We start from the raw sequence: 23,907 nt of genomic DNA, 5'->3' as shown, positions 1-23,907 counted from the left end.
CCGCACGACGGGCCGGTGGCGATGGTGAGCACGTGCCGTCCGGTGCGTGGTCAGAGCTGTTGGAGGATGCGCAGCGCGCGGCCGACCCGGAGCATGGTGTCGGTGTCGGCGACGTCCACGCAGTCGGTGAACCACTTCTTCATCGGCGAGGAGATGCGGTCGGGCATCACCACGTACCGGCCCATCGAGACGGCGAGCGGCGAGTCGCGCAGCAGTGACTCCTCGACCACCTCGACCACGATCACGATGGGCACGTCTGTGGAGTTGTAGACGTCCGAGCTGATCACGAGACCGAGGCGTTCCCGGGCGCCCTCGATGCGCCAGACCTCTCCCCTACGCAGCACGCGGTCGTCCGCCGGAGAGCAGGTCGTTGACCATGCCCACCTCGCGGGCGTCGGCGAGAGCCGCGGACTCCAGGTCCAGGCCGGCGCGGCCCACGGCGGCGGCGTGCGCGGTGAAGACCTCGCGCAGCGCCTTCTCGCGGGCGGCCTGGTCCATCCACGCGGAGAGCGACAGCCCCTCGCGCTTGGCGAACCGCCGCGCCTCCTCGATCGTCTCGTCGGTAAACGACAGAGTCACCTTGGCAGTCATGCCGCTGAGACTACCCAGCGGTATGACCACCAGTCATCCCCGCGCCGACCGACTCGCGTACCGGCGTCGAAACGCCCATTCCGGCGACCGTCACCGGGCCCGGCCACCGAACACCGCGAAGCGCCACTCCTTGAAGTAACAGTCGACGTCGACCAGGCCGGCCTCGGCGAGCCATCCGCACTGGTCGGTCACTGTCGCCGGCAGGTCGTGACGCATCCGGCCCCGGGAGCCGGCGATCTCCTCGGTGGACGCGCCCAGTTCGGCGATCCGCCGCATCCACACCTCGTCGTAGCGCCGCTCCAGCTCCGGGGTCGGCCCGGCGACCTGCTCGGCGTTGACGAACACCCCGCCGGGTGCCAGCACTGCGGCGGCCCGCCGGTAGAGCGCCCGCTTGCCGGGGTCGTCCAGGTGGTGGATGGCCAGCGCGCTGACCACCGCGTCGTACCGGCCCGGCGGCAGCTCGTCGGACAGGTCGGCCAGCACCGGCCGGTGCGGCACGTCCCGGTCGCGCAACTGCTCGGTGGCGCGGGCGAGCATCGCCGGCGCCCCGTCGACGAGGGTCAGCCGAACTCCGGGCACCGCCGCCGCGAGCAGCAGCGAGAGCAGGCCGGTGCCGGCGCCGAGATCCAACACCTCGGGGGTACGACCGGCCGCCAGCGCGGCACGCAGTGGAGGCGCGGCCACCTCGACCGCCGTGCCGTAGAAGGCGTCGAAGCAGGGGATCAGCCGTCGGCGGGCCTCGTCGTAGCTGCCGGCCACCGCGTCGAAGACGTCCGTCACGCTCATCCGCCACTCCCAAACTTTGAGACAGTTTTCCCATATTATAGATATGCAACGTGTGACCTGCCCGGATCTCGAACGGAAACCGTCCAAGATCTGCAGGGGCCACCACTCACGGTGACCGGCCGTCCCGATGCCCGGCTGCGGTGTGAGCCCCACTTGACAGGACCGAAACAGAAGGGACCCGGACTGGAAACTGCCCGGCGGCACGCTTTGCCGACATGACAGACGGTGCATGGTCGGCGACTCGACCGGGGCGCACGCTCCGGCAGGTGGCGACGCACTGCCCGTACTGCGCTCTTCAGTGCGGCATGGTGCTACGCGAGGACGACACCGGGGTGACGGTCCACCCCCGCCAGTTCCCCACCAACCGGGGCGGGCTCTGCCAGAAGGGTTGGACAGCCGCCGAGCTGCTCGACCACCCGGAGCGGCTGACCACTCCCCTGGTGCGGGACAGCGCCACCGGTGCGCTGCGCCCGGCGAGCTGGGACGTCGCCCTCGATCGGATCGTCGACGGCATCCGCGCCGTCCAGGACGACGCCGGCCGGGACGCGGTCGCCGTCTTCGGCGGCGGCGGGCTGACAAACGAGAAGGCGTACGCGCTGGGGAAGTTCGCCCGCATCGGGCTCCGCACCCGACACATCGACTACAACGGACGGTTCTGCATGTCCTCGGCGGCAGCCGCCGGGATGCGCGCCTTCGGCATCGACCGAGGGCTGCCGTTCCCGCTCAGCGACCTGGGCCGGGCCGACACGTTGCTGCTGGTCGGAGCGAACCCGGCGGAGACCATGCCGCCGCTGGTGCGCTGGCTCACCGAGCAGCGGAGCAACGGGGGCCAGCTGATCGTCGTGGACCCCCGGGTCACCGCCACCGCCCGCCAGGCCGACCTGCACCTGCAACCACTGCCCGGCACCGACCTCGCGGTGGCCAACGCACTGCTGCACATCGCGCTCACCGAGGGTTGGGTCGACCGGGCGTACGTGGCCGACCGCACCTCCGGGTTCGCGGCGGTCCGCCGCGGCGTCGCCGCCTGGTGGCCGGCCCGCGCCGAGCAGCTCTCCGGCGTGCCGGTGGCCGACCTGGAGGCGACCGCCCGCGCGCTGGGCACCGGTGGTCGGGTGATCATCCTTACCGCTCGTGGCGCCGAGCAGCACGCCAAGGGCGTGGACACGGTCAGCGCGTACGTCAATCTCGCTCTCGCCCTCGGTCTGCCCGGCCGCGACGGTTCGGGGTACGGCTGCCTCACCGGCCAGGGCAACGGCCAGGGCGGGCGGGAGCACGGGCAGAAGGCCGACCAACTCCCCGGCTACCGGCGGATCGACGACCCGGTGGCCCGCGAGCACGTGGCCGGCGTCTGGGGGGTGCCGGCGGACGAGCTGCCCGGCCCGGGTGTGCCGGCCTACCAGCTACTCGACTCGCTCGGCACACCTGACGGCCCCCGCGCGTTGCTGGTGTTCGGCTCGAACCCGGTGATCTCCGCTCCCCGGGCGGCGCGGATCGAGAGCCGGCTGCGCGACCTCGACCTGCTTGTCGTCGCCGACCTCCTGCTCTCCGAGACGGCCGCGCTGGCGGACGTGGTGCTGCCCACGGCGCAGTGGGCCGAGGAGGACGGCACCATGACCAACCTGGAGGGTCGGGTGCTGCGTCGGCGCGCGCTCCGCCCACCCCCGGCGGACGTCCGGACCGACCTGGCCATCATCTCGGCCCTCGCGGCCCGGCTGGCGACCGCCGAGGCGACCGCCGCCGGCGCGGGCGACACGACCACCACCGAGGCGACCGGCACCGACGCGACCGGCACCAGCACGACCGGCACCGGCACGGGCGGGACCGACGCGACCGGCACCGGCGCGGGCGTCGAGCCGGGCATCGCGCTACCGGGTGCCGTCGCGGCGGCGCGGTTCCCCGCCGACCCGGCCGCCGTGTTCGCCGAGCTGCGCCGCGCCTCGGCCGGTGGGGCGGCCGACTACGCGGGCATCAGCTGGGCCCGGATCGACGCCGACGACGGCGTCTACTGGCCCTGCCCGACCGAGGACGGGCCGGACACCCCACGGCTCTTCGCCGACCGGTTCGCCACCCCGGACGGCCGAGCCCGGTTCCACCCCGTCGACCACCGACCGGCCGCCGAGGAGGTCAGCGCCGCGTACCCGCTGCACTTCACCACCGGCCGGGTGCTCGCGCAGTACCAGTCCGGCACCCAGACCCGCCGGGTGGCCGCGCTGCGCCGCGCCGCCGGTGAGGCGTTCGTCGAGCTGCACCCCGACCTGGCCGCCCGGCTCGGCGTCGACGACGGCGACCCGGTGCGGGTCACCTCGCGCCGAGGTGAGTTGTGCGCCCCCGCCCGACTCAGCGCCGGGATCCGACCGGACACGGTGTTCGCCCCGTTCCACTACGCCGGGGCCGGGCGGGCCAACTCGGTGACGAACGACGCCGTGGACCCGATCTCCGGGATGCCCGAATTCAAGATCTGCGCGGTCCGGGTGGAGAAGGCATGACCGCCCGGGTGGTCATCATCGGCAACGGGATGGCGGGTGCCCGCCTCGCCGGCGAGCTGCACGCCCGCGAAGGCGACCGGAAGGTCACCGTGCTCGGGGCGGAACCGCACCGGGCGTACAACCGGATCATGCTCTCCACCCTGTTGGCCGGCCGGGTCGACGAGCCGGACGTGGAGCTGACCGAGGCCGCCGGGCACGGCATCGACCTGCGCACCGGCGTGACGGTGACAGCGCTCGACAGGTCCGCCCGGGAGGTCCGCACCGCCGACGGCGAACGGATCGCCTACGACCACCTGGTGCTGGCCACCGGCGCTCGGGCGGTGGTGCCGCCACTGCCCGGCCTCGACCCGGCCGACCTGCCGGAGCGGGTGGTCCCCTTCCGGACCCTTGACGACTGTCGGCGGATCCTCGCCGCCGCGGACGGCGCGCGTAGCGCCCTCGTGCTCGGTGGTGGCCTGCTCGGGTTGGAGGCCGCCCGTGGGCTGGCCAACCGAGGGTTGACCACGACCGTGGTGCACCCGCGTGGGCACCTGATGGAACGACAGCTCGACCCCGCGGCGGGTGCGGTGCTCGCCGGCACGCTCGCCGGCCTCGGCGTCACCAGCCAACTGGCGGTGCCGGCGATCGGCGTGGCCACGGACGCCACGGGCGTACGCCTCGACCTGGCCGACGGCCAGACGCTGCGCGCCGACCTGCTGGTGCTCTCCTGCGGCGTGCGCCCGGACACCGCCCTCGCGCGGGCGGCCGGGCTGGACGTCGGGCGTGGCGTCCTGGTGGACGACCGGCTCCGCACCAGCGACCGGTCCATCTCGGCGATCGGCGACTGCGCCGAGCACGACGGCGTGCTCACCGGGCTCGTCGCACCCGCCTGGGCCCAGGCCCGGGTGCTCGCCGACGTGCTGACCGGGACTGACCCGCTGGCCCGGTACCGGCCCCGGCCGGTGGTGACCCGGCTCAAGGCCGCCGGGATCGACCTGGCCTCGATGGGCGACCCGGTGGGCGGCGGGCCGGGCGAGGAGCTGACCTTCACCGACCCGAGCCGGGGCACGTACGCCCGGTTGCGGATCCGCGACGAGCGGCTGGTCGGCGCGATCCTGCTCGGCGACAACCCGGCCGTCGGCACGGTGATCCAACTCTTCGACCGCGGCCACCCGGTGCCGACCGACCGGCGGGCGCTGCTGCTGGGCCGGGCGCTCGGCACGGCTGCCGCGGCACCGGCCTCGTCACCGGCACTGATGCCGGACGGGGTCACGGTCTGTCAGTGCAACTCGGTGAGCAAGGGCGCGCTGGTGCGCAGTTGGCGCTCCGGGGCCCGAACTGTCGACGCGGTGGTGGCCGCGACCCGGGCCGGCACCGGCTGCGGCGGTTGCCGCGACGCGGTGGGCGGCATCGTCGACTGGCTGAGCCAAGCGGAATCGGTGGAGGTGACGCGATGAACGGCGGCGAACTGGTCGTCATCGGCAACGGCATGGTCGGGCAGCGTTTCGTCGACGCGCTGCGCGCCCGCGACCCGCACGGGCGCTGGCGGGTGACCGTGCTGGCCGAGGAGGGGCGTCCGGCGTACGACCGGGTGCGGCTCTCGGCGTACTTCGACGGGGTGAGCGAGGACGAGCTCAACGTGCACACCCCGCACGAGGGGGTGCGGCTGCGCCTCGGTGAGCCGGTCACCGCCCTCGACCGGGAACGGCAGGTGGTGACCACCGCCGTGGGCGAGTACCACTACGACGCGCTGGTGCTGGCCACCGGGTCGTACCCCTTCGTGCCTCCGGTGCCCGGCGCCGAGCTGCCCGGGGTGTTCGTCTACCGGACCCTCGACGACCTGGCGGCGATCCGGGCGTACGCGCAGGGCCGGCGGGTCGGCGCGGTGATCGGCGGTGGTCTGCTCGGCCTGGAGGCGGCGAACGCCCTGCGGCTGCTCGGCCTGAGCACCGACGTGGTCGAGTTCGCGCCCCGGCTGATGCCCGTGCAGGTGGACCAGGCGGGCGGTGCGATGCTCCGCCGCTACGTCGACGACCTGGGTGTCCGAACCCATCTCGGGGTGGCCACCACGGCGATCCGGTCCGGCCCGGACGGCGCGGTCGCCGCCCTGGAACTCTCCGACGGCAGCGCTGTCGACGCCGAGTTGGTGGTGGTGGCCGCCGGCATCCGACCGCGCGACGAGCTGGCCCGCACGGCCGGGCTCCCGATCGGTCCGCGCGGCGGGGTGCTCGTCGACGAGACGTGCCGCAGCGTCGACGAGCGGATCTGGGCGGTAGGTGAGTGCGCGGCGGTCGACGGCACCTGCCACGGTCTGGTCGCGCCCGGGTACGCGACGGCCGAGGTGGTGGCCGACCGGCTGGTCGGTGGCGCGGCGACCTTCCCGGGCGCGGACACCGCCACCAAGCTCAAGCTGCTCGGCGTCGACGTGGCCTCGTTCGGTGACGCCCACGGCACGACCCCGGGTTGCCTGGACGTCACGTTCACCGACCCGGCCACCCGGGTCTACGCGAAGCTGGTCCTCTCCGACGACGCGCACACCCTGCTCGGCGGGGTGCTGGTCGGCGATGCCAGCGCGTACCCGACGCTGCGGGCCAGCGTCGGCGGTCCGCTGCCGGCCGCGCCACTGGCGCTGCTCGCCCCGGAGGGCGGCGGCGCGGACGCCGGCGCGTTGCCCGCCACCGCCCAGGTCTGCTCCTGCAACGCGGTGACCCGTGGCGACGTGGACGCCGCCATCGCCGACGGCTGCGCGGACGTGCCGGCGTTGAAGGCGTGCACCAGGGCCGGCACCAGTTGCGGCTCCTGCGTGCCGATGCTCAAGCAGCTCCTGGACGCGGCCGGGGTGGTGCAGTCCCGCGCGCTCTGCGAGCACTTCGACGTCAGCCGGCGGGAGCTGTTCGAGATCGTCCGCGTACGCGGCATCCGCACCTTCTCCCAGCTCATCGCCGAGCACGGGCGGGGGCGCGGCTGCGACATCTGCAAGCCGGTGGTGGCGTCGATCCTCGCGTCGCTGGGCAGCGGGCACGTGCTCGACGGTGAGCAGGCGTCCCTGCAGGACACCAACGACCACTTCCTGGCCAACCTGCAACGCGACGGCAGCTACTCGGTGGTGCCCCGGATTCCGGGCGGTGAGATCACCCCGGAGAAGCTGATCGTGATCGGCGAGGTCGCCCGGGACTTCCGGCTCTACACGAAGATCACCGGTGGGCAGCGCATCGACCTGTTCGGGGCGCGGGTGGAGCAGTTGCCGCAGATCTGGCAGCGGCTGGTGGACGCCGGCTTCGAGTCCGGCCACGCGTACGGCAAGGCGCTGCGGACCGTGAAGTCGTGCGTGGGCGAGACCTGGTGCCGGTACGGGGTGCAGGACTCGGTGGGGCTGGCTGTGGCGCTGGAGCTGCGTTACCGGGGCCTACGCGCACCCCACAAGCTCAAGTCGGCGGTCTCCGGTTGTGCCCGCGAGTGCGCCGAGGCCCGCAGCAAGGACTTCGGCATCATCGCCACCGAGACCGGCTGGAATCTCTACGTCGGCGGCAACGGCGGCTTCCGGCCCCGGCACGCCGACCTGTTCGCCACCGACCTGTCCACGGAAGCGCTGATCACGCTCATCGACAGGTTCCTGATCTACTACATCCGCACCGCCGACCGGCTGCAACGCACCGCCGGCTGGATCGAGGCGATGGAAGGCGGCCTCGACCACCTCCGCTCGGTGATCGTGGACGACGCGCTGGGCCTCTGCGCCGACCTCGACGCGGCCATGGCCCGGCACGTGTCGTCGTACTCCGACGAGTGGCGCGACGTCCTGAACGACCCGGACCGGCTGCGCCGCTACACCTCGTTCGTCAACGCTCCGGACGTGCCCGACCCGTCGATCACCTTCGCACTGGAACGCGGCCAGCCGGTACCCGTACGCGATAACCCCCCGACCGGATCCGAGCCGACGAACGGTCGCCGTCGGCAACCGGTCACCCTCGGCCTACCGGAGGTACGGCGATGACCCAGACCATCACGCTGACCTGGACCACCGTTTGTCTTCTCGACCGGTTGGAGCCGGACCGGGGCGTCGCCGCACTTGTCGACGGCGTGCAGGTGGCCCTCTTCCGGACCGGGGACGAGCTGTTCGCGATCGACAACCGCGATCCGGTCTCCGGGGCGTACGTGCTGTCGCGGGGCATCGTGGGCAGCCGTGGCGGGGTGCCGACGGTCGCCTCACCGCTGCACAAGCAGGTGTACGACCTGCGCAGCGGGCAGTGTCTCGACCTGCCGGGGGTGACCGTGGGCCGGCACGACGCGCGCTGCCGTAACGGGCTGGTCGAGGTGCGGCTGCGACAGGAGGGTTGATGCGCGAAGAACTGGCGGGCTTCACCATCGGGGTGACCGCCGACCGGCGGCGCGACGAGTTGGCGGCGCTGCTCGAACGGCGGGGCGCCCGGGTGGTGCTCGCCCCGGCGTTGCGGATCGTGCCGCTGTCCGACGACACCGAGCTGCGGGAGGCGACCCGCGCCTGCCTCAGCCAGCCGCCGGACATCCTGATGGCCAACACCGGCATCGGCATGCGCGGGTGGCTGGAGGCGGCCGAGGGGTGGGGGCTGGCCGAGCCGCTGCGCTCGGTGCTGGCCAGCTCGTACGTGGTGGCCCGCGGCCCGAAGGCACGCGGCGCGATTCGTGCGGCCGGGCTGCACGACCAGTGGTCGCCGGCCTCGGAGAGCTGCGACGAGGTCGTCGACCACCTGCGCCGGCGCGGCGTGGCCGGGCAGGTGATCGCCATGCAGTTGCACGGTGAGCGACAGCCCGAGTGCACGCTCGCGCTGGAGGCGGCCGGCGCCACGGTGATCGAGGTGCCGGTCTACCGGTGGGCGCCGCCGACCGACCCGACACCGCTGCACCGGTTGATCGACCTGATCACCGGCCGGTTGGTGGACGCGGTGACCTTCACCTCGGCGCCCGCGGTGGAGGCCCTGCTGCGCGCGGCCGGGGACCGTACCGACGCGGTGCTGTCCGCGTTCCGCGGTGACGTCCTGGCCAGTTGCGTCGGCGCGGTGACCGCCGAGCCGCTGCTGCGGTACGGGGTGCCGGTGAGCGCGCCGGGCCGGGCCCGGCTGGGCGCGCTGGTGCGGACCATCGTCGACGAGTTGCCCCGCCGGACCGTGACGTTCAAGGCCGCCGGGCACCTGCTCACGTTGCGCGGGCACGCCGCCGTGATCGACGGCGAGCTGCGGCCGCTCGCCCCCGCCCCGATGGCGGTGTTGCGGGCGCTCGCCCAGTCGCCCGGCCGGGTGCTGTCCCGCACGGCGTTGCTGCGGACGCTGCCCCGGGGCGCGGACGAGCACGCGGTGGAGATGGCGGTGGCCCGCCTCCGGGCCGGCCTCCACGCGCCGCGCGTGGTGCAGACAGTCGTGAAGCGCGGCTACCGGCTCCGGGTCGACTGACGCGTCACGGCCGGCCGGTGGGCGCCGGCCGTGACGCGACGGATCAGCCGACCGGCGTGGGGAAGCCCCGCCCGTGCTCGGCCTGGAGCCGCAGCATGGCGTGCTCGACGACCGTCACCAACACCTGCTTGACCGAGTCCCGGTGCCGCGCGTCGGTCATCACCAACGGCACCTGCGGCGAGATGGCCAGCGCCTCGCGGATCTCCTCCAGCTCGTACTGGGGAGCGCCGTCGAACCGGTTCAGCGCCACCACGTACGGCAGGTTGCGGTTCTCGAAGTAGTCGAGCGGGGCGAACGCGTCGGTGATCCGGCGCGTGTCCACGAGCACGGCGGCGCCCACCGCACCTCGGATGATCTCGTCCCACATGAACCAGAACCGGGTCTGACCGGGTGTACCGAAGAGGTACAGGATCAGATCCTGGGCCATGGTGATCCGGCCGAAGTCCATGGCGACCGTTGTGGTCTCCTTGCCCGGGACCTTGGACGGGTCGTCGATGCCGACACCCGCCGCGGTCATCAACGCCTCTGTGGTCAGCGGTGTGATCTCGGAGATCGCCCCGACCAGTGTCGTCTTGCCGACGCCGAAGCCGCCCGCGACGACGATCTTCGCGGAGACGATTCCCCGGCCTGGCCGCCCCCCTGCGGGGTCATAGCCTGCGAAGTCCACTTAGCACCCTTCCAAGCAGTTCCATCCGCTCCTCGAACCCCTCGGCGGGAGCAGCAGTGTGTAACGTCAGCAGGCTCTCGGCCACCATGTCGGCGACCAACACCCGGGCGACGCCAAGCGGCATCCGGGTGTACGCGGCGATTTCCGCCAACGACTGTGCTCGGCCCTCACAGACCGTGGCGATGCGGTGCTTGTCGTGCCCGGCGAAGCGGGACTCGGCGACCTGGGTGAGAGACGCGGTGAGGACTGCCTCGAGAGCGATGTCCTGACGAGGCTCGGTCCGACCACGGGTGACCGCGTACGGACGTACCAGTGCGCCGCGCGGGTCAGCGCGTCGTTGGTCCATCCCTGATCACCTCCTCGTTGCCGGTGGAGCCGGTGTGTGCCGTCTCCCGTCCCTGACTCGGCGCGGTCCGGGCGCCGTTTGGTGCTACGAGCGCACCGCGTCCCGCGGCAGCGGCACCAGCGCGGCGCCCACCCGCTCGACCAGCAGCGCCATCTCGTAGCCGACCTGGCCCACGTCGCAACTGCGCGCGGCCAGCACGGCCATTGACGAACCGTCGCTGATCGACATCAGGAAGAGATACCCGCTGTCCATCTCGATGACTGTCTGCAACACCCCACCCGCGCTGAACATCCGGGCAGCGCCCTCGGTCAGGCTCACCACGCCGGAGGTGATCGCGGCGAGCTGGTCGGCCCGGTCCCCCGGGAGATCCCGGGAGGAGGCGAGCAGGAGCCCGTCGGCGGACACCGCCACCACGTGGGCGATGCCCGCCACGCTGTCGGCGAAGTTGGTGAGCAGCCAACCCATGTCCTGCATGGCAGCTGGCCTGTTCATCGGCTCTCCTTGGTCGAGGTGCTGTTCAGGTCCGTTCCGGCCGTCCGACCACGTTGTACACCGCGGTGGTAGGCCGACAACAGACCGCGTACTTCATCGGGGGTCCGCCGGCTGCGGTCCCGACCGCTCTTCGGTTCGATGCCGCCCGGCACGAGCTGCGCCTGCGGCACCCGCTTGGGCAGCCCGGATCGGGTGGTCCCGGCCGGAGCCGGCTCGGCGGCCCGACTGGCCCGGGACCAGCCCTCGTCCGCGGCCGTCCGCCAGGCGTCCGGGTCCACGGGTGGGGCGGCGGGCGCGGCAGGGGCGGTGGGCGCGGCGGGTGCGGCCGACCGGGCGGCCGGAGGCGGGGAGTACGACGGCGGTGTGCCGAACCCACCGGCGGTCGCGCCGCCCCGGCCCGGGGTGCCCGGGGTGGTGACGCTGTCGGTGTTGGAGCTGCCCGGCGTGCGGGTCGGCAGGGGCGGTCGGGCCGGGGCCGCGGTCGGCCTGGGGGCGGCACCCGGCTGGGCGCGCAGCCCGGCGTCGGCCGGAGCGGCGGTGGCGGGCGGTGGCGGCTCGTCGAACTTCGGCCGGGTGAAGATCGCGGTGGCGTCGTCACCGTGCGACCGGAACCAGACCGCCTCCATCTCCCGGAAGATCGGCGCCTCGGCGGGGAACTCGGGGCGGGTGCTGACCGGCGGGGCGGGTACCGACGGGGCGGGGGGCGGTGCCACCGCGCCGGCGCCGGCGACCGGCCCGACCGGCAGACCCGGTGCGTTGCGCCCGTCCGCGGCGTCCACGGTCGAGCCGCGCCGGGGCAGCGGGTCGATCGTCGGATAGGCCACCGTCGGGCCGCCCGACGAGGTGCCCGCGCTGTTGCTGTACGCGGGCCGCGCCGGCGGGGTCGGGGCGACGGGCGCCGGGGCGGCCGGGGGCGGCGCCGTCGAGCGGGCACCGCTGTAGCCACCCGCGTGTACGGCCGGGGTGGTGTCCCGCGAGTCCAGCGGCGACTGCCACTGGGTGGGCGCGGGAGTGTTGGTGCGCCACTGGTCGGGCAGCGTCGCCGCCGAGGTCGCGGCACCGGCGAACTGTTCGCTGTGACCGGCCGGGGTGAGCGGCGTCTGCTCCACTGCCATCGGCTGACGCGGACGGGTGAGCACCTGCTCACGGCCCCGGTTGGTGGGCAGCACCACGGTGGCGGCGGGCAACGTCACCTGGGCGACGGTGCCGCCCTCGACGTTGCGGCGCAGCTCCACCCGGATGCCGTACCGGGAGGCGAGCCGGCTGACCACGGCCAGACCCATCAGCCGGAACGCGGCGACGTCGACGCTCGGCGGGGCGGCCAGCCGGCGGTTGAGCGAGTCGAGCTGCTCGTCGGTGAGGCCGAGCCCGCGGTCCTCGATCTGGATCAGGACGTAGTCGCGGATCCGGCGACCGTCGGCGACCACCGTGGTGTTCGGCGGTGAGAACCGGGTGGCGTTGTCGAGTAGTTCGGCGACGAGACGGACCACGTCGTTGACGGCGTGCGCGGCGACCGAGACGTCGGTGTCCACGGTGCCGAACTCGATGCGGTTGTAGAGCTCCACCTCGGACTGGGCGGCGCGCAGCACGTCCACGACCAGGGCGTCGTCGCGACGCGGCACGGCGGAGTCGGCGCCGGCCAGGACCAGCAGGTTCTCGTCGTTGCGGCGCATTCGAGTGGCCAGGTGGTCGAGCTCGAAGAGCTGCGCGAGTCGCTTCGGGTCCTCCTCGCCGCGCTCGATCGCGTCCAGCTCGCCGATCATCCGGTCGACCAGGGTCTGACTACGACGTGCCAGGTTGAGGAACATCGCCGAGACGCTGGTCCGCAGCGCGGCCTGCTCGGCGGCGACCCGGACCGCCTCCCGGTGGACGACGTTGAAGGCCAACGCCACCTGGCCGACCTCATCGCGGCTGTTGAGCTGGATCGGGTCCCGAACCTGGCGGACGATCTCGTCCACCCCGCCGTCGCCCACGCTGCCCATGTTCTGCAGCCGCCGCACGGCGTCGGGCAGGTCGTGGTTGGCCACCGAGAGAGCGCCCTCACGCAGCCGGCGCAGCGAGTGGTTGAGCGAGCGGGCCAGCACCACGGCCAGCGACACGGCGATGATCAGGGTGAGCAGCACCAGGATCGACTCGATCACGGCCTGCCGGATGACGTTCGAGCGCGCCGTCTCGGCCTGCTGGAGCAGTCGGTCCTGCAGTTGGATCTCGGCCCAGCGCATCAGGTCGTTCACGGCGCCGATGGCGGCGGTGGCGTCCTGCGCGGTGACAAGCGGGCGCTGCCCGACCGATCGGCTGATGTCGGTGGCGACCCGGTCGGCCAGGCCGACCGCGTCACCGGAGACGGTGCTGTCGACCAGGGAACGCTGCACCGGGTCGGCGGCCAGCGAGAAGGAGACGAGGGCCTCCTGCTGGCTGGTGAGCGTCGCCACGAAGGAGGAGAACTGCTCGGAGTCGAGTTGGCCCGCCGTCAGAGCGGTGAACGCGACGGCCTCCTCCTCGGCGACGGACGCCTTGGCACGGGCGAAGGCGGAGACGGCGCGGCGGCTGTCCGCGAGGCTCTCGTCGCCGGGCAGCTGAGCCAGGCCGTCACCGTAGGAGACCAGGTCGGTGAGGATGACGCCGTAGCGGAGCACGACCTCGGCCACCGCCATCTGCCGGCCGTCCAGCACCTCTTTACGGGTGTCGTCCAGGGTGGCCAGGTGCTCGTCGATGGCCTTGAGGCGGTCTCGCAGGGCCGCCGGCACCTCGCCGATCCGGCCGCGCTCGGCGCGGTACCTGTCCACCTGCTGCTGCGTCTCACGGACCCGCAGGTTGTACGCGTCGGCCGGCTGCTGTGGATTGGCCAGGTAGGCCGCCGCGGCCATCCGCTCGACCTGGAGGTCCTGGGTCAGCGCGCTGACGTCGATGGAGAGGGCCGTCAGTGACCGGGCTCGGGTGGCGTCGAAGGCGCCCTCGCCGACGGAGATCAGCCGGACCGTGGCCAGCGCGATCACCGCCGCCACCGGGACTACCAGGATCAACGCCAGTTTGGACCGGATCCGGGCGTCTCGCAGCCTCGGCATCCGCCGGCGCGTCGGTCGAGCGCTGTCGCCGAGCGCGGGCAGGGTCGTCGGTCCGGTGCTCACGACATCGCCTCCGTCGTTTCTTCCCCGCCTGACCCACTGAGCCATGCCGTAAGCGGAGGGGACCACGCGCGGCACGGCCGCGATTTCATCAGAGATGATCCTGTTTGGGAAGCCGCAGTGAGGTAGGAAACGGTCGGACGGAGCGCATCCCGTGATCCGGGCAACTGATACCTTCATTTCCGCAAGCCCCTGAACAGGGCATGTAACTCCTGAGTGGTCACGCGTGTATGCAAAGTGAGCTTTTGCAAACATTGCGTTACCCCAGCATGTGGGATGACCGTCCCGAAAATGCTACCGGGGTCCGCGCTTGACCACAGCGCCGGCCATTGGCAAGGTTTTGCAGGCTTCGCGCACACCGTACGGCAGAGGAGATCCCGTCTTCCACTGAGGACGGATTAGCGGCGGTGACCGGGCAGCGCCCGCGCCCGCACCTGGAGGACTGAGTTGAGCCCCATCCGCTCCGCGACCATCGCGGCGCTCGCATCGGCCGTAGTGGCCACCACGCTCACCGGCTGCCAGTTTGGCGGGGCGGAGCAGGACACGAGTCCGATCGTGATCGCTGCCGACCTCGAACTTTCCGGCGCCGCCGCCCCCGTCGGGCAGACGTACAAGCGCGCACTGGAACTCAAGCGGGACCAGTTGAACTCCTCCGGCGCACTAAACAACCGGAAGATCGAGCTGAAGGTGAAGGACAACCGTTCCGACTCGGCCGAGTCGCTTCGCAACATCGTCGACTTCAGCAGCGATTCCCGGGTCAGCGCCATCATCATGGGTGGCTGCAACGAATGCGCCGTCGGAGCAGTTGGAACCATCAACGAGAAGCGGATTCCCACCATTGCGCTCGCCGCTTCCGGGGCCATAGCCAGCCCGGTCGCGCAACGACGCTACGTGTTCAAACTCGGACCCAACGCCCTGGACAGCGCGGCCGCGCTGACCACCGAGCTGCGTCGCAACAACATCCGCAAGGTGGGCCTGCTCGTCAGCGACAACGACTACGGCCAGGAGGGCGCGGCCGCCCTCCAGAGCGAGCTGATCAAGGCCAACATCACGTTGCGCGAGCAGCGGGTCAGGACCACCGACACGGACGTCAGCCAGCAGGTCCGACAGCTCGTCACCGTGGGCAAGCCGGACGCGCTCGTCTTCTGGACCCCACCGGAGCAGGCGACGCTCGCTGCCACGAGCGCCTCGCAGACCACCTTCCGCGGGTCCCTCTTCTTCGACGCGGGCGCGGCCGGTGACCTCTTCCTCGGCCCGGCGGCCAGGGCGACCGAGCGGGCCACGCTGATCTTCACCCAGACCATGGTGATCGACGACGTCATCGCGACCACACCCGCCAAGGCGGCACGGCGGCAGTGGTTCCAGGACTACACCGCGCGCTACGGCGGCTACAACGGCTCGTCGTCCTTCGCGGCGGATGCCCTCCAGCTGATCACCGACGCGGAACTTCGCGCCGGTGGTGAGGCCGGGAAGGTGGACCGTAACGGCATCCGGGACGTGCTGGAGACGTCCCAGATGGACGGCCTGTCGGGTCCGATCCGGATGACGCCGGACAACCACAGCGGGCTGATGCCGCAGGCGCTCACCACGCTTGTCGCCCGTAACGGCCGTTGGCGCCTGGCGGGGTAACGGTCTCCGGGCCACCGCTCCACAGATGATCTACCCGACGTCATTGAATTCCCGGTAATCGGGACGCGCAGAAGCCCCGACGTCCCGAAAGCCGAGTCGATCAAGAAAGGGCCGGCCTCCCGATGGGGAGGCCGGCCCTTCGCATTCTCGCCGCTCAGGTCAGCGGCTGCTCGTGGTCTCGCGCACCCAGGGCAGCGCGATCCGTTCGATCAACAGAAGCGCCGAGTAGAGCAGAATGCTCACCAACGCCACCAACATGATCGCCGCCCACGCGGTGGCGGTGTCACCGACGCCCGCGTACTGGGTGATGACGTAGCCGAGACCACTCTCGCCGGCCTGGAACTCACCGATCACCGCGCCGATCGCGGCCAGCGGCATGGCCACCTTGAGCCCGACGAAGATCTGCGGCAGCGCGGCCGGGAAGCGCACCTTGCGGAACGCCTGCCAGCGCGAGGCGTTCCAGGAGCGCACCAGCTCGGCCAGATCAGCGGGCGTGGTGGTGAGCCCGGTCGCGGTCGAGAGCACGATCGGAAAGAAGCAGAGCAGGAACACCATCGTCAGGATCGGTTTCTGACCCCAACCGAGCGCCACCACCAACAACGGGCCCAGCGTGATCTTCGGCACCGCGTTCACCGCGACCAGCAACGGGGTGAACATCCGCTCCACCGTGCCGGAGCTGGCCAGGGAGAGTCCGATCAGGACACCGGCCACCGCCGAGAGCGCGAAGCCGATCAGGATCTCCAGCAGGGTCGCCCAGGTGTGCTCCAGCATCTGGGCCGGCTTGTCGACGAACGCGGTGAGCACGTCGCCAGGCGGCGGCAGAGCCGCGGGATGGACCAGTTCCAGCCGGGCGATCAGCCACCACGTCGCCAGGGCGATCAGGAGGCCGGCCGCCGGCAGCAGCGCCGCCCCGGCCCCGGCGCGGAGACCGGCGCCTCGACCCGCCCGCCCCGCCCCGGCTCCGACACCCACGGGTGGAGATGCCGCCACCGCCGGGTCCACCGACCGGACGTCGGTCATCTTGTCCTCCTCGAAATCCCACGGCCCCCCGGGGGCCGACGAGCGACGGGGGTACGCCCCACCGGAAACCGGCGGGACGTACCCCCTGATGACGACCGGACGATCAGGCCTTCGGCGCGAGGCTGAAGTCGATGATCTGCTCGGGGGTGATGTTCTGCTTGAGCGCACCGGCGCCCTGCAGGATGGCGATGCTCTTGGCGACCCGACCACTGTCCAGGGTGCCGATCGCGGTGCCGGTGTTGCCGGACCGGACGTACGCGGCCATCAGCTCCAGCTCGGCGGCGGCGGCGACCGGGTTGGCGGCGTCCACGTTCTTCTTCAGGATCTCGCCGGCCTCCTTGGGGTTGGCCAGGCTGTACTCCAGGCCCTTGAGCAGCGCCGCGGTGAACTTCTTCACCATCTCGGGCTTCTCCTTGGCGATCTTGGAGGAGGTGATCAGCACGTTGCCGTAGAGGTCCTGCATCACGTTGCTGTACGGCAGCATGACGGCCTTCTTCTTGGCCACGGCCTCGATGGTCGGCTGACCGACGACGAACTGGCCGATGCCGTCCACCGCACCGGAGGCGAGCGTGCCGATCAGTGCCTGCGCCTCACCGTTGACCCAGGTCACCTTGCTCGCGTCCACACCGGCGAGCCGGGCGTACGTCGGGAAGAGGTTGCGGACCACGGACCCGGGCGTGTCGGCGAGCTTCTTGCCCTCCAGGTCCTTCGGCGAGGCGATGTTCTTGCCCTCGACCGAGGCGATGCCGGCCATGGTGCGCTGCTGGATCGCGGCCACCACGGTGAAGTCCTTGGCCTGGCCGTTGCCGACCTGCAGCAGGCTGCCGGTGAGGTCGACCGGGCCGAACTGGGCCTGGCCGCCGACGATGGTCTGGATCACGCCGCCGGTGCCCTGACCAGGCTTGATCTCGACGTCGAAGCCGGCGTCCTTGAAGAAGCCCTTGTCCTTCGCCACCCAGGCGTAGGAGTCACGGCCGAAGTTGCCGAAGGAGGTGAGGTAGGTCACCTTCTCCAGTGCCCCGCCCTTGCCGCCCTTGGCGTCAGACGAGTCCGACCCGCTGCTGCAGGCGGAAACGAGAGCGAGGGCAGTGGCCAGCGCGGCCGTAGCGACCGTACGGGTCAGCCTTCTCATCAGTAGCACCATGTCCTTTCCAACCGGGGCCCACAGGCCGCCGGAGGGGGTTGTCATGACGGGCCGGCGGGAGGGGTGGAAGCCGGACGCCGCCGTCGTGGGGGGACTCTTCGCGGGCACAGCGTACGAGAAAGACGCAGTTGTGACGCCAGGCGTATCGGGTTGCGGAACGGAAACAACCTCATGACCACCCCGGACAGTGCGATACGAGGGCAGGCCAGCTAGCCTTTGCCGGATTCCTGACCGTCCACTCAGCGGAGGTCCGCCGGAGATGATCCAACTGGCCGGGGTGTCCCGTACCTTCGAAGGCCGATCAGGCCGGGTCGAAGCGCTGCGTGGCATCGACCTCGACGTCGCCGAGGGTGAGTTCGTCGCCGTGCTCGGCCGCTCCGGCTGCGGCAAGTCCACACTGCTGCGCCTGATCGCCGGGCTGCTCCCGCTGAGCGCCGGTGAGATCACCGTGGCCGGCACGCCGATCTCCCGTCCCCGCCAGGACATCGCCATGCTGTTCCAGAAGCCGGCGCTGCTGCCCTGGCGCACCGTGCTGGACAACGTCCTGCTGCCGGTGGAGATCTTCGGCTGGAGCCGCGCCAAGCACCGCGAGCGCGCCCGGCAACTGCTCGACGTGGCCGGGCTGGCCGGGTTCGAGAAGCGGCTGCCGCACGAGCTCTCCGGCGGCATGCAGCAGCGGGTGTCGCTGTGCCGGTCGTTGATCGGCGAGCCCCGGGTGATGCTGATGGACGAGCCGTTCTCCGCGCTGGACGCGCTCACCCGCGAGGAACTCTCCGGCGAACTCCAGCGGGTCCACATGGAGAACAAGCCGACGATCGTCTTCGTCACCCACTCGATCGACGAGGCGGTGCTGCTCGCCGACCGGGTGGTCGTGCTGAGCCCCCGCCCGGGCCGGATCCGCAAGGTGGTGGACGTCACCATCCCCCGGCCCCGCACCCTGGGCCGCAACGCCCACCTGGCCGATGTCGCACGCGTCAGCGCCGACCTCCACGAGCTGCTGATGGAACGCGAGCAGCCGGCCACCGTCGGCGCGGAAGGACGATGAACATGCGGGTGTCGGTCTTCACCGAGCCGAACCGCGGCGCCAGCTACGACACGCAGCTCCGGTTCGCCCAACTGGTCGAGGCCTGCGGGTACGAGGGTTTCCTCCGCGCCGACCACTACCAGTCGATGGGCGCCGACCCGGGCCTGCCCGGCCCGACGGACGCCTGGCTGACCCTCGCCGCGCTGGCCCGGGAGACCAAGCGGATCCGGCTCGGCACCCTGGTGACGTCGGCCACCTTCCGCCTGCCCGGCCCGCTCGCGGTGATGGTCGCGCAGGTCGACCAGATGAGCGGCGGCCGGGTCGACCTGGGCATCGGCGCCGGCTGGTACGAGCGCGAGCACACCTCGTACGGCATCCCCTTCCCGCCGGTCGGCGAGCGCTTCGACCGGCTGGCCGAGCAGCTCGAGGTGCTCACCGGGCTGTGGCGGACCCCGGTCGGGGAGACCTACAGCTTCAGTGGCGACCACTACCGCCTGGTGGACGCGCCGGCCCTGCCCAAGCCGGTGCAGGTGCCCGGACCGCCGATCATCGTGGGTGGGCGCGGCCCCAAGCGCACCCCCGAGCTGGCCGCCCGGTACGCCGACGAGTTCAACATGCCGTTCAAGTCCGTGGCGGACACCGCCGCCGCGTTCGACCGGGTGCGTGAGGCGTGCGAGCGCACCGGTCGGACGGAGTCCGGCCGTCCGCCGCTGGTGCTCTCCGCCGGGCTGGTCGTGGCCATCGGCCGGACCGACGCCGAGGCCCAGCGGCGGGCCGCGCCTCTGCACGAGAAGAGCGCGTTGCCGCCGGAGGACCCGGTGGTCGGCTCCCCCGCGCAACTCGCGCAGCGGATCGGCGAGTTCGCCGCGATCGGCGCCACCCGCGTCCACCTGCGCCTGATCGACTTCGCAGACCTCGACCACCTTGAGCTGATCGCCGCCGAGGTGCTCCCCCAACTGGACGGAGAACGATGACCGACGTGATCGACGGAACCAAGCTCGGGCCGGTGGGCCAGGAGATCGTGTACGAGAACGACCGGGTCCGGGTCTGGCACATCCGGCTCGAGCCGGGTGAGCGGCAGCCACTGCACCGGCATGACCACCCGTACCTGGTGGTGGCGATCGAGGGCGCGAAGAACGTCGTACAGACGATCGACGGCACCCGGATCGACGCCGACGAGCCCACCGGCGGAGTCGTCTACCGGGACCCCGGGGCCGTACACATGCTCACGAATGTCGGAGACACGACTTACCTGGCCCGACTGGTCGAACTCAAGTAGACCCGCCGAACGCGAGCCGGCGCGCCGCGCGGCGCGCCGGTGGCGGTCGGGTGTACGGGGTGCGTAACGTGCCGGACATGGCCTTTCGGACCTGGGGCAGACTGCTGCTCACGGCGCTCGGGGTGAGCGTGCTGGCCGGGGCCGGCCAGCTCGGCGTCGCGTACGGTTTCGGCATCGTCCGGTTAACCGGCGCCTTCACCGGTACGACCGTCAACCAGTGGCCGGCCCAGCTCGTCTGGGTGGGCTGGTTCGCCGCGAACGCCGCCGTCGCCGGCGCCGTCCTGACCGGACGCCTCGCGCGCGGCGATGCTCCGGCGGCCAGCACCGGCCGGCAGCTGGCGATCGGCGGCGCGGCGGCGCTCGGCGCCACCGTCATCGCCCCGCTCTGCATGCAGCCCGCCCGCGCCGCGGAGCTGGTCTCCGTCGACCCGGTCTGGGCGGTGGGCATCTGCGCCGTACTGGGCGCGGTGATCGGAGCCGGCGCCGCGATCGCCGTACTGCTCCGGCCCGCGCTGGGCTGGAACATGGCGGCCGTGGCCGGCGTGGTCTGGCTGTTGGCGCTGATCTCCGTCCTGCCGTCGCTCGGCACGACCGGCCCACTGCCGACCGTCCGGCTCGGTGTGCTGGAGCCGAGCTGGCTGAGCGACTCCACCGCGCAGCGGCTGGCGCTGCTCCTGCTGCCCACCGTGGCGCTGCTGGCCGGGGCCGCGACCGCCGGGTTGGCGCGCTGGCGGGGGCAGGATCCCCTGATCAGCGGGGCGACCGGGGTGGCCGGTCCGGTGCTGGTGGCGTTCGCCTACCTGACCGCCGGTCCGGGCGACTCCGTGGACCGCTACCAGGTGACTCCCTACTACGGCTCGTTGATCGCGATCCTCGCCGGTGCGCTCGGCGCGGCCGCCGCCGCACTGCTGCGTTGGCCGGCGGGTGCCCGTACCCCGGATTCGCAGGCGATCGAGCCCAGCGACATCCTGGACGCGCTTCCCACCGGCCCGGCCCTGCCCAACGCCGCGTCGCCGAGTCCGGCGAACGACCCGGACGCCGCCGCGCGGACCGCCGCGCCCTCGGCCGGCCTTGAGCCCGCCGGGGGCGATCTGACCGGCGCCACCTCGGGTCCGCGCGCCGCAGGCGGCTCCGACGGCGTACGCACCGTGCCCGCCCACTGGGACTGGCCGGCGGACGCCACCAGCGGCCAGCACGGTGTGACCCCTGCCGCGCCGGCGACGTCCCCGGCCTGGCGGACCGACCCGACAGGTGAGTTCACCGCCGGGAGGCGGACGCCCCCGGCGAGCCGGGACCATGTCACCTCCCCGCCGGCTACCGCCGCCACCAGCCCGACAGGTGTTCCCTTAATCGATGGGCCGACCGCCGGCGCGGCGGGCACGAACGGTGGCCGGTCCGGCGGACGCACCACCCGCAAGGACACCGTCACCAGCACGGTCCCGACCAGCACGGAAACGTCCAGCACGGGTACGCGCAGCGCCAGCGCGGGAACGCCCAGTGCCGGCACCGGCAAGTCCAGCGCCGGCATCGCCAACACGGAAACGGCCGACGCGGGCGCAACGAGCGTGGAAACAGCCGCCGTGAACCCCACCGGCACGGAAACAGCCGGCGCGAGGGCTACCGACGCGAAGAGGACCACCACCACGGACGGGACCAGCACCGGAACCGCCGACACCGGCGCGGCCACCACGGCGACCGCCGACGCAGGAGCGGCCGGTACGGCGACCGCCGACACGGGCGCGGCCAGCACCGTAACCGCCGACGCGAACAGGGGCAGCGCGGCAACCGTCGACGCGGGTGCGGCCGCCCTCGACGCGGGCGCGGCCGCCCTCGACGCGGGCGCGGCCAGCACGACAATCGTCGACGCGAGTGGGGCCGAGCCTGGCACGGCCGATGCGCCGTTGACGGTCAAGCCGCGTCGAGCCCGTAAGGCGAAGGCCAGCCCGCTCGACGCCACCATCGATCCAGCCGACAGCACGTCGGGGTCGAGCGCCACCGACGAGCCGGCTGCCGGCGCTGCCGAGCCCGACCGGGAGAGCCGGGACACCACGTCCGGCCCGGCCCCCGGAGCCACCCCGACCACCACGGCCCCGGCAGGGGCAGCGGCCCCGACCAGCAGAACCGGTCGGACGAGAACCCCCGTGACCCCGACCACCACCACCGGTCCGACGAGGACACCCATCCCGACCACGAGCGGCCCGACGAGAACACCCATGCCGATCATCAGCGGTCCGACGAAAACGCCTACCCCGACCACCACGGGTCCGACCGGGGTGCCGGCTACTCCGACCAGCGCCAAGGGTGCGGCGGTCGATCCACCGCGTACCCCGGACGTCGTCAGCGCCGCTCCCACCACGCGACCAGCCGGGAAGTCGGCTGCTGCCGGGGTTGGCGGCACCACCAGCGCCCGGCCCGCCGGGGACAGTGCCGCCAGCGCGCCCAGCGCCGGGGACGGTGTTCCCGCGGGTGCGCGGACCGCCGGGGACGCTTCCGCCGCCCGCACGCCCACCGCCGGTGACGGTGTTTCCGCCGCCGGTGCGCGGACCGCCGGGGACGCTCCCGCCGCCGATGCGCCGACCGCCGGTGACGCTTCCGCCGCCGGTGCGCCGACCGCCGGGCACGGTGTTCCCGCCGCCGGCGCGTGGACCGTCGGGGGCGGCGCCGCCGCCAGCGCACGGCCCGCCGCGGACGACGCTCCCGCCGCGAGCGACCCGGATGCGGTCCTCTGGACGCCAGCGCCGTCGGCCTGGACGGTCACACCGGCCTGGACGGTGCCGCCGCAGGCCTCCGAGTCGGGAGACACGACGGCGGAGCCGCCGACCGGGCCGGACGAGTCGACCGGGCAGACGCCGAAGCCGCGCCACCGGGTGCCGCTGCCGGATCTGAGCCGGGCCGGCACCTGGAACGCGTTCGACACCACCCGGCGCGCCGCCCCGACCGGGTCGCCGGACAGCTCGACGACCCGGCCGGCGACAACCGGGCCGATCGTGGCCAGCGAGTTGGCCGCTCCGACCAGACACCCGATCCCGGCCGAGCCTCCGGTCGCGCCGGGCCGGGCTGGGGCGCCCACCGGCACGGGCAACCCGACCACCACCGGCGAGCCGACAGGCACCGGCGACCCGGTGAACACCGACGATCGGGCAAGGATCGGCAACCCGGCCAGCACCGCCGACTGGGCAAACACCGGCGAGCGGGCAAGGGTCGGCGACCCGGCCAGCATCGGCGAGCGGGCAAGGATCGGCGACCCGGCCAGCATCGGCGAGCGGGCAAACACCGGTGACCGGGCAAGGAACGACGACCCCGCGAGCACCGACGACCCGGCCAGCACCGACGCGACACCGGCCGGGCCGACCTCCGCGAAGGTGGCCGAGCAGCCCTCGCGGCGCGGACGGCTCGGCGGTCTGTTCCGCCGCAACAGGTCCCGCGGAGACGAGAAGGGCGCGGAGACGTCAGACGCGACGGAGGCCCTGCCGACCCAGGACGAGGAGTTCGTCGACTGGGTAGCCGGTCTGGGCAAGCCGGTGTCGGACAACGAACCGGAACAGGAGGGCGGCCGACGATCGCTCCGCTCCACCGGCCGGCACCACCGCGACTAACCAACCAACCGGCACCACCACGACCACCACGACCAGCCGGCCGGCGGACCACCCGCCCGTCGATCATGAGGTTATTGCCGTCCAGGTCGGCGTGTCCTGGCAATAACCTCATGATCGACGCTCGGAGTCCGAAGATCCGCGCGAGAGCCGTCCGTTTTGGTCGTTAGGCCCGCTCCGCACCCCTGGGTGGCCGCGCCGCAGGAGGTCGGTCTGGTGATGATCCACTCGGGTTCAAGGAGGTCGGGGCATCCCAAGCGCTCGGATACCGCGATATCAGTGAACCCGAGTGGATCATCTCGGGACGGCGGGTTCGCCGCTCT

General features: G+C 72.5%; 19 protein-coding genes. 10 read left to right on the top strand and 9 right to left on the bottom strand.

Annotated elements, in window-relative coordinates:
* Window positions 1-50: 50 nt before the first annotated feature.
* From ACGFH8_RS23130 to ACGFH8_RS23120, 3 genes are all read right to left on the bottom strand, one after another.
* A complete protein-coding gene (locus ACGFH8_RS23130) occupies window positions 51-344 on the bottom strand; it encodes a hypothetical protein (RefSeq protein ID WP_151488090.1) in 294 nt (97 codons plus the stop codon).
* Complete coding sequence (locus tag ACGFH8_RS23125; protein ID WP_088950199.1) at window positions 334-591, bottom strand: DUF6364 family protein; 258 nt, start codon at window positions 589-591, stop codon at window positions 334-336. Before ACGFH8_RS23125 ends, ACGFH8_RS23130 begins: the two co-directional genes overlap by 11 nt.
* Window positions 592-681: 90 nt before the next feature.
* On the bottom strand, window positions 682-1,377 hold the full coding sequence (locus ACGFH8_RS23120; RefSeq protein ID WP_393370342.1) for a class I SAM-dependent methyltransferase: 696 nt from the start codon (window positions 1,375-1,377) through the stop codon (window positions 682-684).
* Window positions 1,378-1,592: 215 nt separating this feature from the next.
* On the opposite strand from ACGFH8_RS23120, the gene ACGFH8_RS23115 reads away from it, so the two are divergent.
* The 5 genes from ACGFH8_RS23115 to ACGFH8_RS23095 are packed head-to-tail and all read left to right on the top strand — an operon-like array spanning window position 1,593 to window position 9,265.
* Window positions 1,593-3,863 carry a molybdopterin oxidoreductase family protein gene (locus ACGFH8_RS23115; protein WP_393370340.1) on the top strand — a complete coding sequence of 757 codons (2,271 nt, stop codon included), beginning with the start codon at window positions 1,593-1,595 and terminating at the stop codon, window positions 3,861-3,863.
* A complete protein-coding gene (locus ACGFH8_RS23110; RefSeq protein WP_393370337.1) occupies window positions 3,860-5,299 on the top strand; it encodes an FAD-dependent oxidoreductase in 1,440 nt (479 codons plus the stop codon). The genes ACGFH8_RS23115 and ACGFH8_RS23110 overlap by 4 nt, the downstream gene beginning before the upstream one ends.
* A complete protein-coding gene (gene nirB / locus ACGFH8_RS23105; RefSeq protein WP_393370334.1) occupies window positions 5,296-7,833 on the top strand; it encodes a nitrite reductase large subunit NirB in 2,538 nt (845 codons plus the stop codon). The genes ACGFH8_RS23110 and nirB overlap by 4 nt, the downstream gene beginning before the upstream one ends.
* Window positions 7,830-8,177, top strand: a complete 348-nt coding sequence (nirD, locus tag ACGFH8_RS23100) for a nitrite reductase small subunit NirD (RefSeq protein ID WP_393370331.1) — start codon at window positions 7,830-7,832, stop codon at window positions 8,175-8,177. Before nirB ends, nirD begins: the two co-directional genes overlap by 4 nt.
* Entirely contained in the window at window positions 8,177-9,265 is a 1,089-nt protein-coding gene (locus ACGFH8_RS23095) for a uroporphyrinogen-III synthase (RefSeq protein WP_393370328.1), read from the top strand. The genes nirD and ACGFH8_RS23095 overlap by 1 nt, the downstream gene beginning before the upstream one ends.
* A 43-nt stretch (window positions 9,266-9,308) precedes the next feature.
* On the opposite strand, the gene ACGFH8_RS23090 is transcribed toward ACGFH8_RS23095, so the two are convergent.
* From ACGFH8_RS23090 to ACGFH8_RS23075, 4 genes are all read right to left on the bottom strand, one after another.
* Window positions 9,309-9,932: an ATP/GTP-binding protein gene (locus ACGFH8_RS23090; protein ID WP_393370325.1), complete on the bottom strand. Its 624-nt coding sequence runs from the start codon at window positions 9,930-9,932 to the stop codon at window positions 9,309-9,311.
* Entirely contained in the window at window positions 9,913-10,278 is a 366-nt protein-coding gene (locus tag ACGFH8_RS23085) for a DUF742 domain-containing protein (RefSeq protein WP_124778091.1), read from the bottom strand. The genes ACGFH8_RS23090 and ACGFH8_RS23085 overlap by 20 nt, the downstream gene beginning before the upstream one ends.
* Window positions 10,279-10,362: 84 nt before the next feature.
* Window positions 10,363-10,770, bottom strand: a complete 408-nt coding sequence (locus tag ACGFH8_RS23080) for a roadblock/LC7 domain-containing protein (protein WP_007465177.1) — start codon at window positions 10,768-10,770, stop codon at window positions 10,363-10,365.
* A complete protein-coding gene (locus tag ACGFH8_RS23075) occupies window positions 10,767-13,898 on the bottom strand; it encodes a nitrate- and nitrite sensing domain-containing protein (protein WP_393370323.1) in 3,132 nt (1,043 codons plus the stop codon). The genes ACGFH8_RS23080 and ACGFH8_RS23075 overlap by 4 nt, the downstream gene beginning before the upstream one ends.
* Window positions 13,899-14,342: 444 nt before the next feature.
* Here ACGFH8_RS23075 and ACGFH8_RS23070 point away from each other — a divergent pair, with 444 nt between their 5' ends.
* Window positions 14,343-15,524: an ABC transporter substrate-binding protein gene (locus ACGFH8_RS23070; RefSeq protein WP_393370320.1), complete on the top strand. Its 1,182-nt coding sequence runs from the start codon at window positions 14,343-14,345 to the stop codon at window positions 15,522-15,524.
* Window positions 15,525-15,683: 159 nt separating this feature from the next.
* Here ACGFH8_RS23070 and ACGFH8_RS23065 read toward each other — a convergent pair whose 3' ends face one another.
* Together ACGFH8_RS23065 and ACGFH8_RS23060 are read right to left on the bottom strand one after the other, a co-directional pair.
* A complete protein-coding gene (locus ACGFH8_RS23065; RefSeq protein ID WP_393370317.1) occupies window positions 15,684-16,544 on the bottom strand; it encodes an ABC transporter permease in 861 nt (286 codons plus the stop codon).
* 103 nt (window positions 16,545-16,647) lie between these two features.
* A complete protein-coding gene (locus ACGFH8_RS23060) occupies window positions 16,648-17,676 on the bottom strand; it encodes an ABC transporter substrate-binding protein (protein WP_393370315.1) in 1,029 nt (342 codons plus the stop codon).
* 271 nt (window positions 17,677-17,947) lie between these two features.
* Here ACGFH8_RS23060 and ACGFH8_RS23055 point away from each other — a divergent pair, with 271 nt between their 5' ends.
* The 4 genes from ACGFH8_RS23055 to ACGFH8_RS23040 all read left to right on the top strand — a co-directional run bounded on the left by ACGFH8_RS23055 (window position 17,948) and on the right by ACGFH8_RS23040 (window position 23,587).
* Window positions 17,948-18,733 (top strand): ABC transporter ATP-binding protein, encoded by a 786-nt coding sequence (locus ACGFH8_RS23055; protein ID WP_393370312.1) that lies wholly within the window; start codon window positions 17,948-17,950, stop codon window positions 18,731-18,733.
* 2 nt (window positions 18,734-18,735) lie between these two features.
* Window positions 18,736-19,686: an LLM class F420-dependent oxidoreductase gene (locus ACGFH8_RS23050; protein WP_393370469.1), complete on the top strand. Its 951-nt coding sequence runs from the start codon at window positions 18,736-18,738 to the stop codon at window positions 19,684-19,686.
* Complete coding sequence (locus tag ACGFH8_RS23045; protein WP_393370310.1) at window positions 19,683-19,991, top strand: cupin; 309 nt, start codon at window positions 19,683-19,685, stop codon at window positions 19,989-19,991. The genes ACGFH8_RS23050 and ACGFH8_RS23045 overlap by 4 nt, the downstream gene beginning before the upstream one ends.
* Before the next feature lie 77 nt (window positions 19,992-20,068).
* Window positions 20,069-23,587 (top strand): hypothetical protein, encoded by a 3,519-nt coding sequence (locus ACGFH8_RS23040; protein WP_393370307.1) that lies wholly within the window; start codon window positions 20,069-20,071, stop codon window positions 23,585-23,587.
* The last annotated feature ends 320 nt before the right edge of the window (window positions 23,588-23,907 follow it).

The sequence above is a fragment of the Micromonospora sp. NPDC049175 genome (assembly GCF_043197345.1).
In the GTDB taxonomy this organism is placed as follows: Bacteria; Actinomycetota; Actinomycetes; order Mycobacteriales; family Micromonosporaceae; genus Micromonospora.
Note: the sequence above shows the minus strand (reverse complement) of the source record. Positions and strands in the feature narration are given on the sequence as shown.

Bases quoted from the DNA above. Each gene is read 5' to 3' on its own strand.
- ACGFH8_RS23125 (WP_088950199.1), bottom strand. From the start codon at position 591: ATGACTGCCAAGGTGACTCTGTCGTTTACCGACGAGACGATCGAGGAG.
- ACGFH8_RS23120 (WP_393370342.1), bottom strand. From the start codon at position 1,377: ATGAGCGTGACGGACGTCTTCGACGCGGTGGCCGGCAGCTACGACGAG.
- ACGFH8_RS23115 (WP_393370340.1), top strand. From the start codon at position 1,593: ATGACAGACGGTGCATGGTCGGCGACTCGACCGGGGCGCACGCTCCGG.
- ACGFH8_RS23110 (WP_393370337.1), top strand. From the start codon at position 3,860: ATGACCGCCCGGGTGGTCATCATCGGCAACGGGATGGCGGGTGCCCGC.
- nirB (WP_393370334.1), top strand. From the start codon at position 5,296: ATGAACGGCGGCGAACTGGTCGTCATCGGCAACGGCATGGTCGGGCAG.
- nirD (WP_393370331.1), top strand. From the start codon at position 7,830: ATGACCCAGACCATCACGCTGACCTGGACCACCGTTTGTCTTCTCGAC.
- ACGFH8_RS23095 (WP_393370328.1), top strand. From the start codon at position 8,177: ATGCGCGAAGAACTGGCGGGCTTCACCATCGGGGTGACCGCCGACCGG.
- ACGFH8_RS23085 (WP_124778091.1), bottom strand. From the start codon at position 10,278: ATGGACCAACGACGCGCTGACCCGCGCGGCGCACTGGTACGTCCGTAC.
- ACGFH8_RS23080 (WP_007465177.1), bottom strand. From the start codon at position 10,770: ATGAACAGGCCAGCTGCCATGCAGGACATGGGTTGGCTGCTCACCAAC.
- ACGFH8_RS23065 (WP_393370317.1), bottom strand. From the start codon at position 16,544: ATGACCGACGTCCGGTCGGTGGACCCGGCGGTGGCGGCATCTCCACCC.
- ACGFH8_RS23060 (WP_393370315.1), bottom strand. From the start codon at position 17,676: ATGAGAAGGCTGACCCGTACGGTCGCTACGGCCGCGCTGGCCACTGCC.
- ACGFH8_RS23055 (WP_393370312.1), top strand. From the start codon at position 17,948: ATGATCCAACTGGCCGGGGTGTCCCGTACCTTCGAAGGCCGATCAGGC.
- ACGFH8_RS23050 (WP_393370469.1), top strand. From the start codon at position 18,736: ATGCGGGTGTCGGTCTTCACCGAGCCGAACCGCGGCGCCAGCTACGAC.
- ACGFH8_RS23045 (WP_393370310.1), top strand. From the start codon at position 19,683: ATGACCGACGTGATCGACGGAACCAAGCTCGGGCCGGTGGGCCAGGAG.
- ACGFH8_RS23040 (WP_393370307.1), top strand. From the start codon at position 20,069: ATGGCCTTTCGGACCTGGGGCAGACTGCTGCTCACGGCGCTCGGGGTG.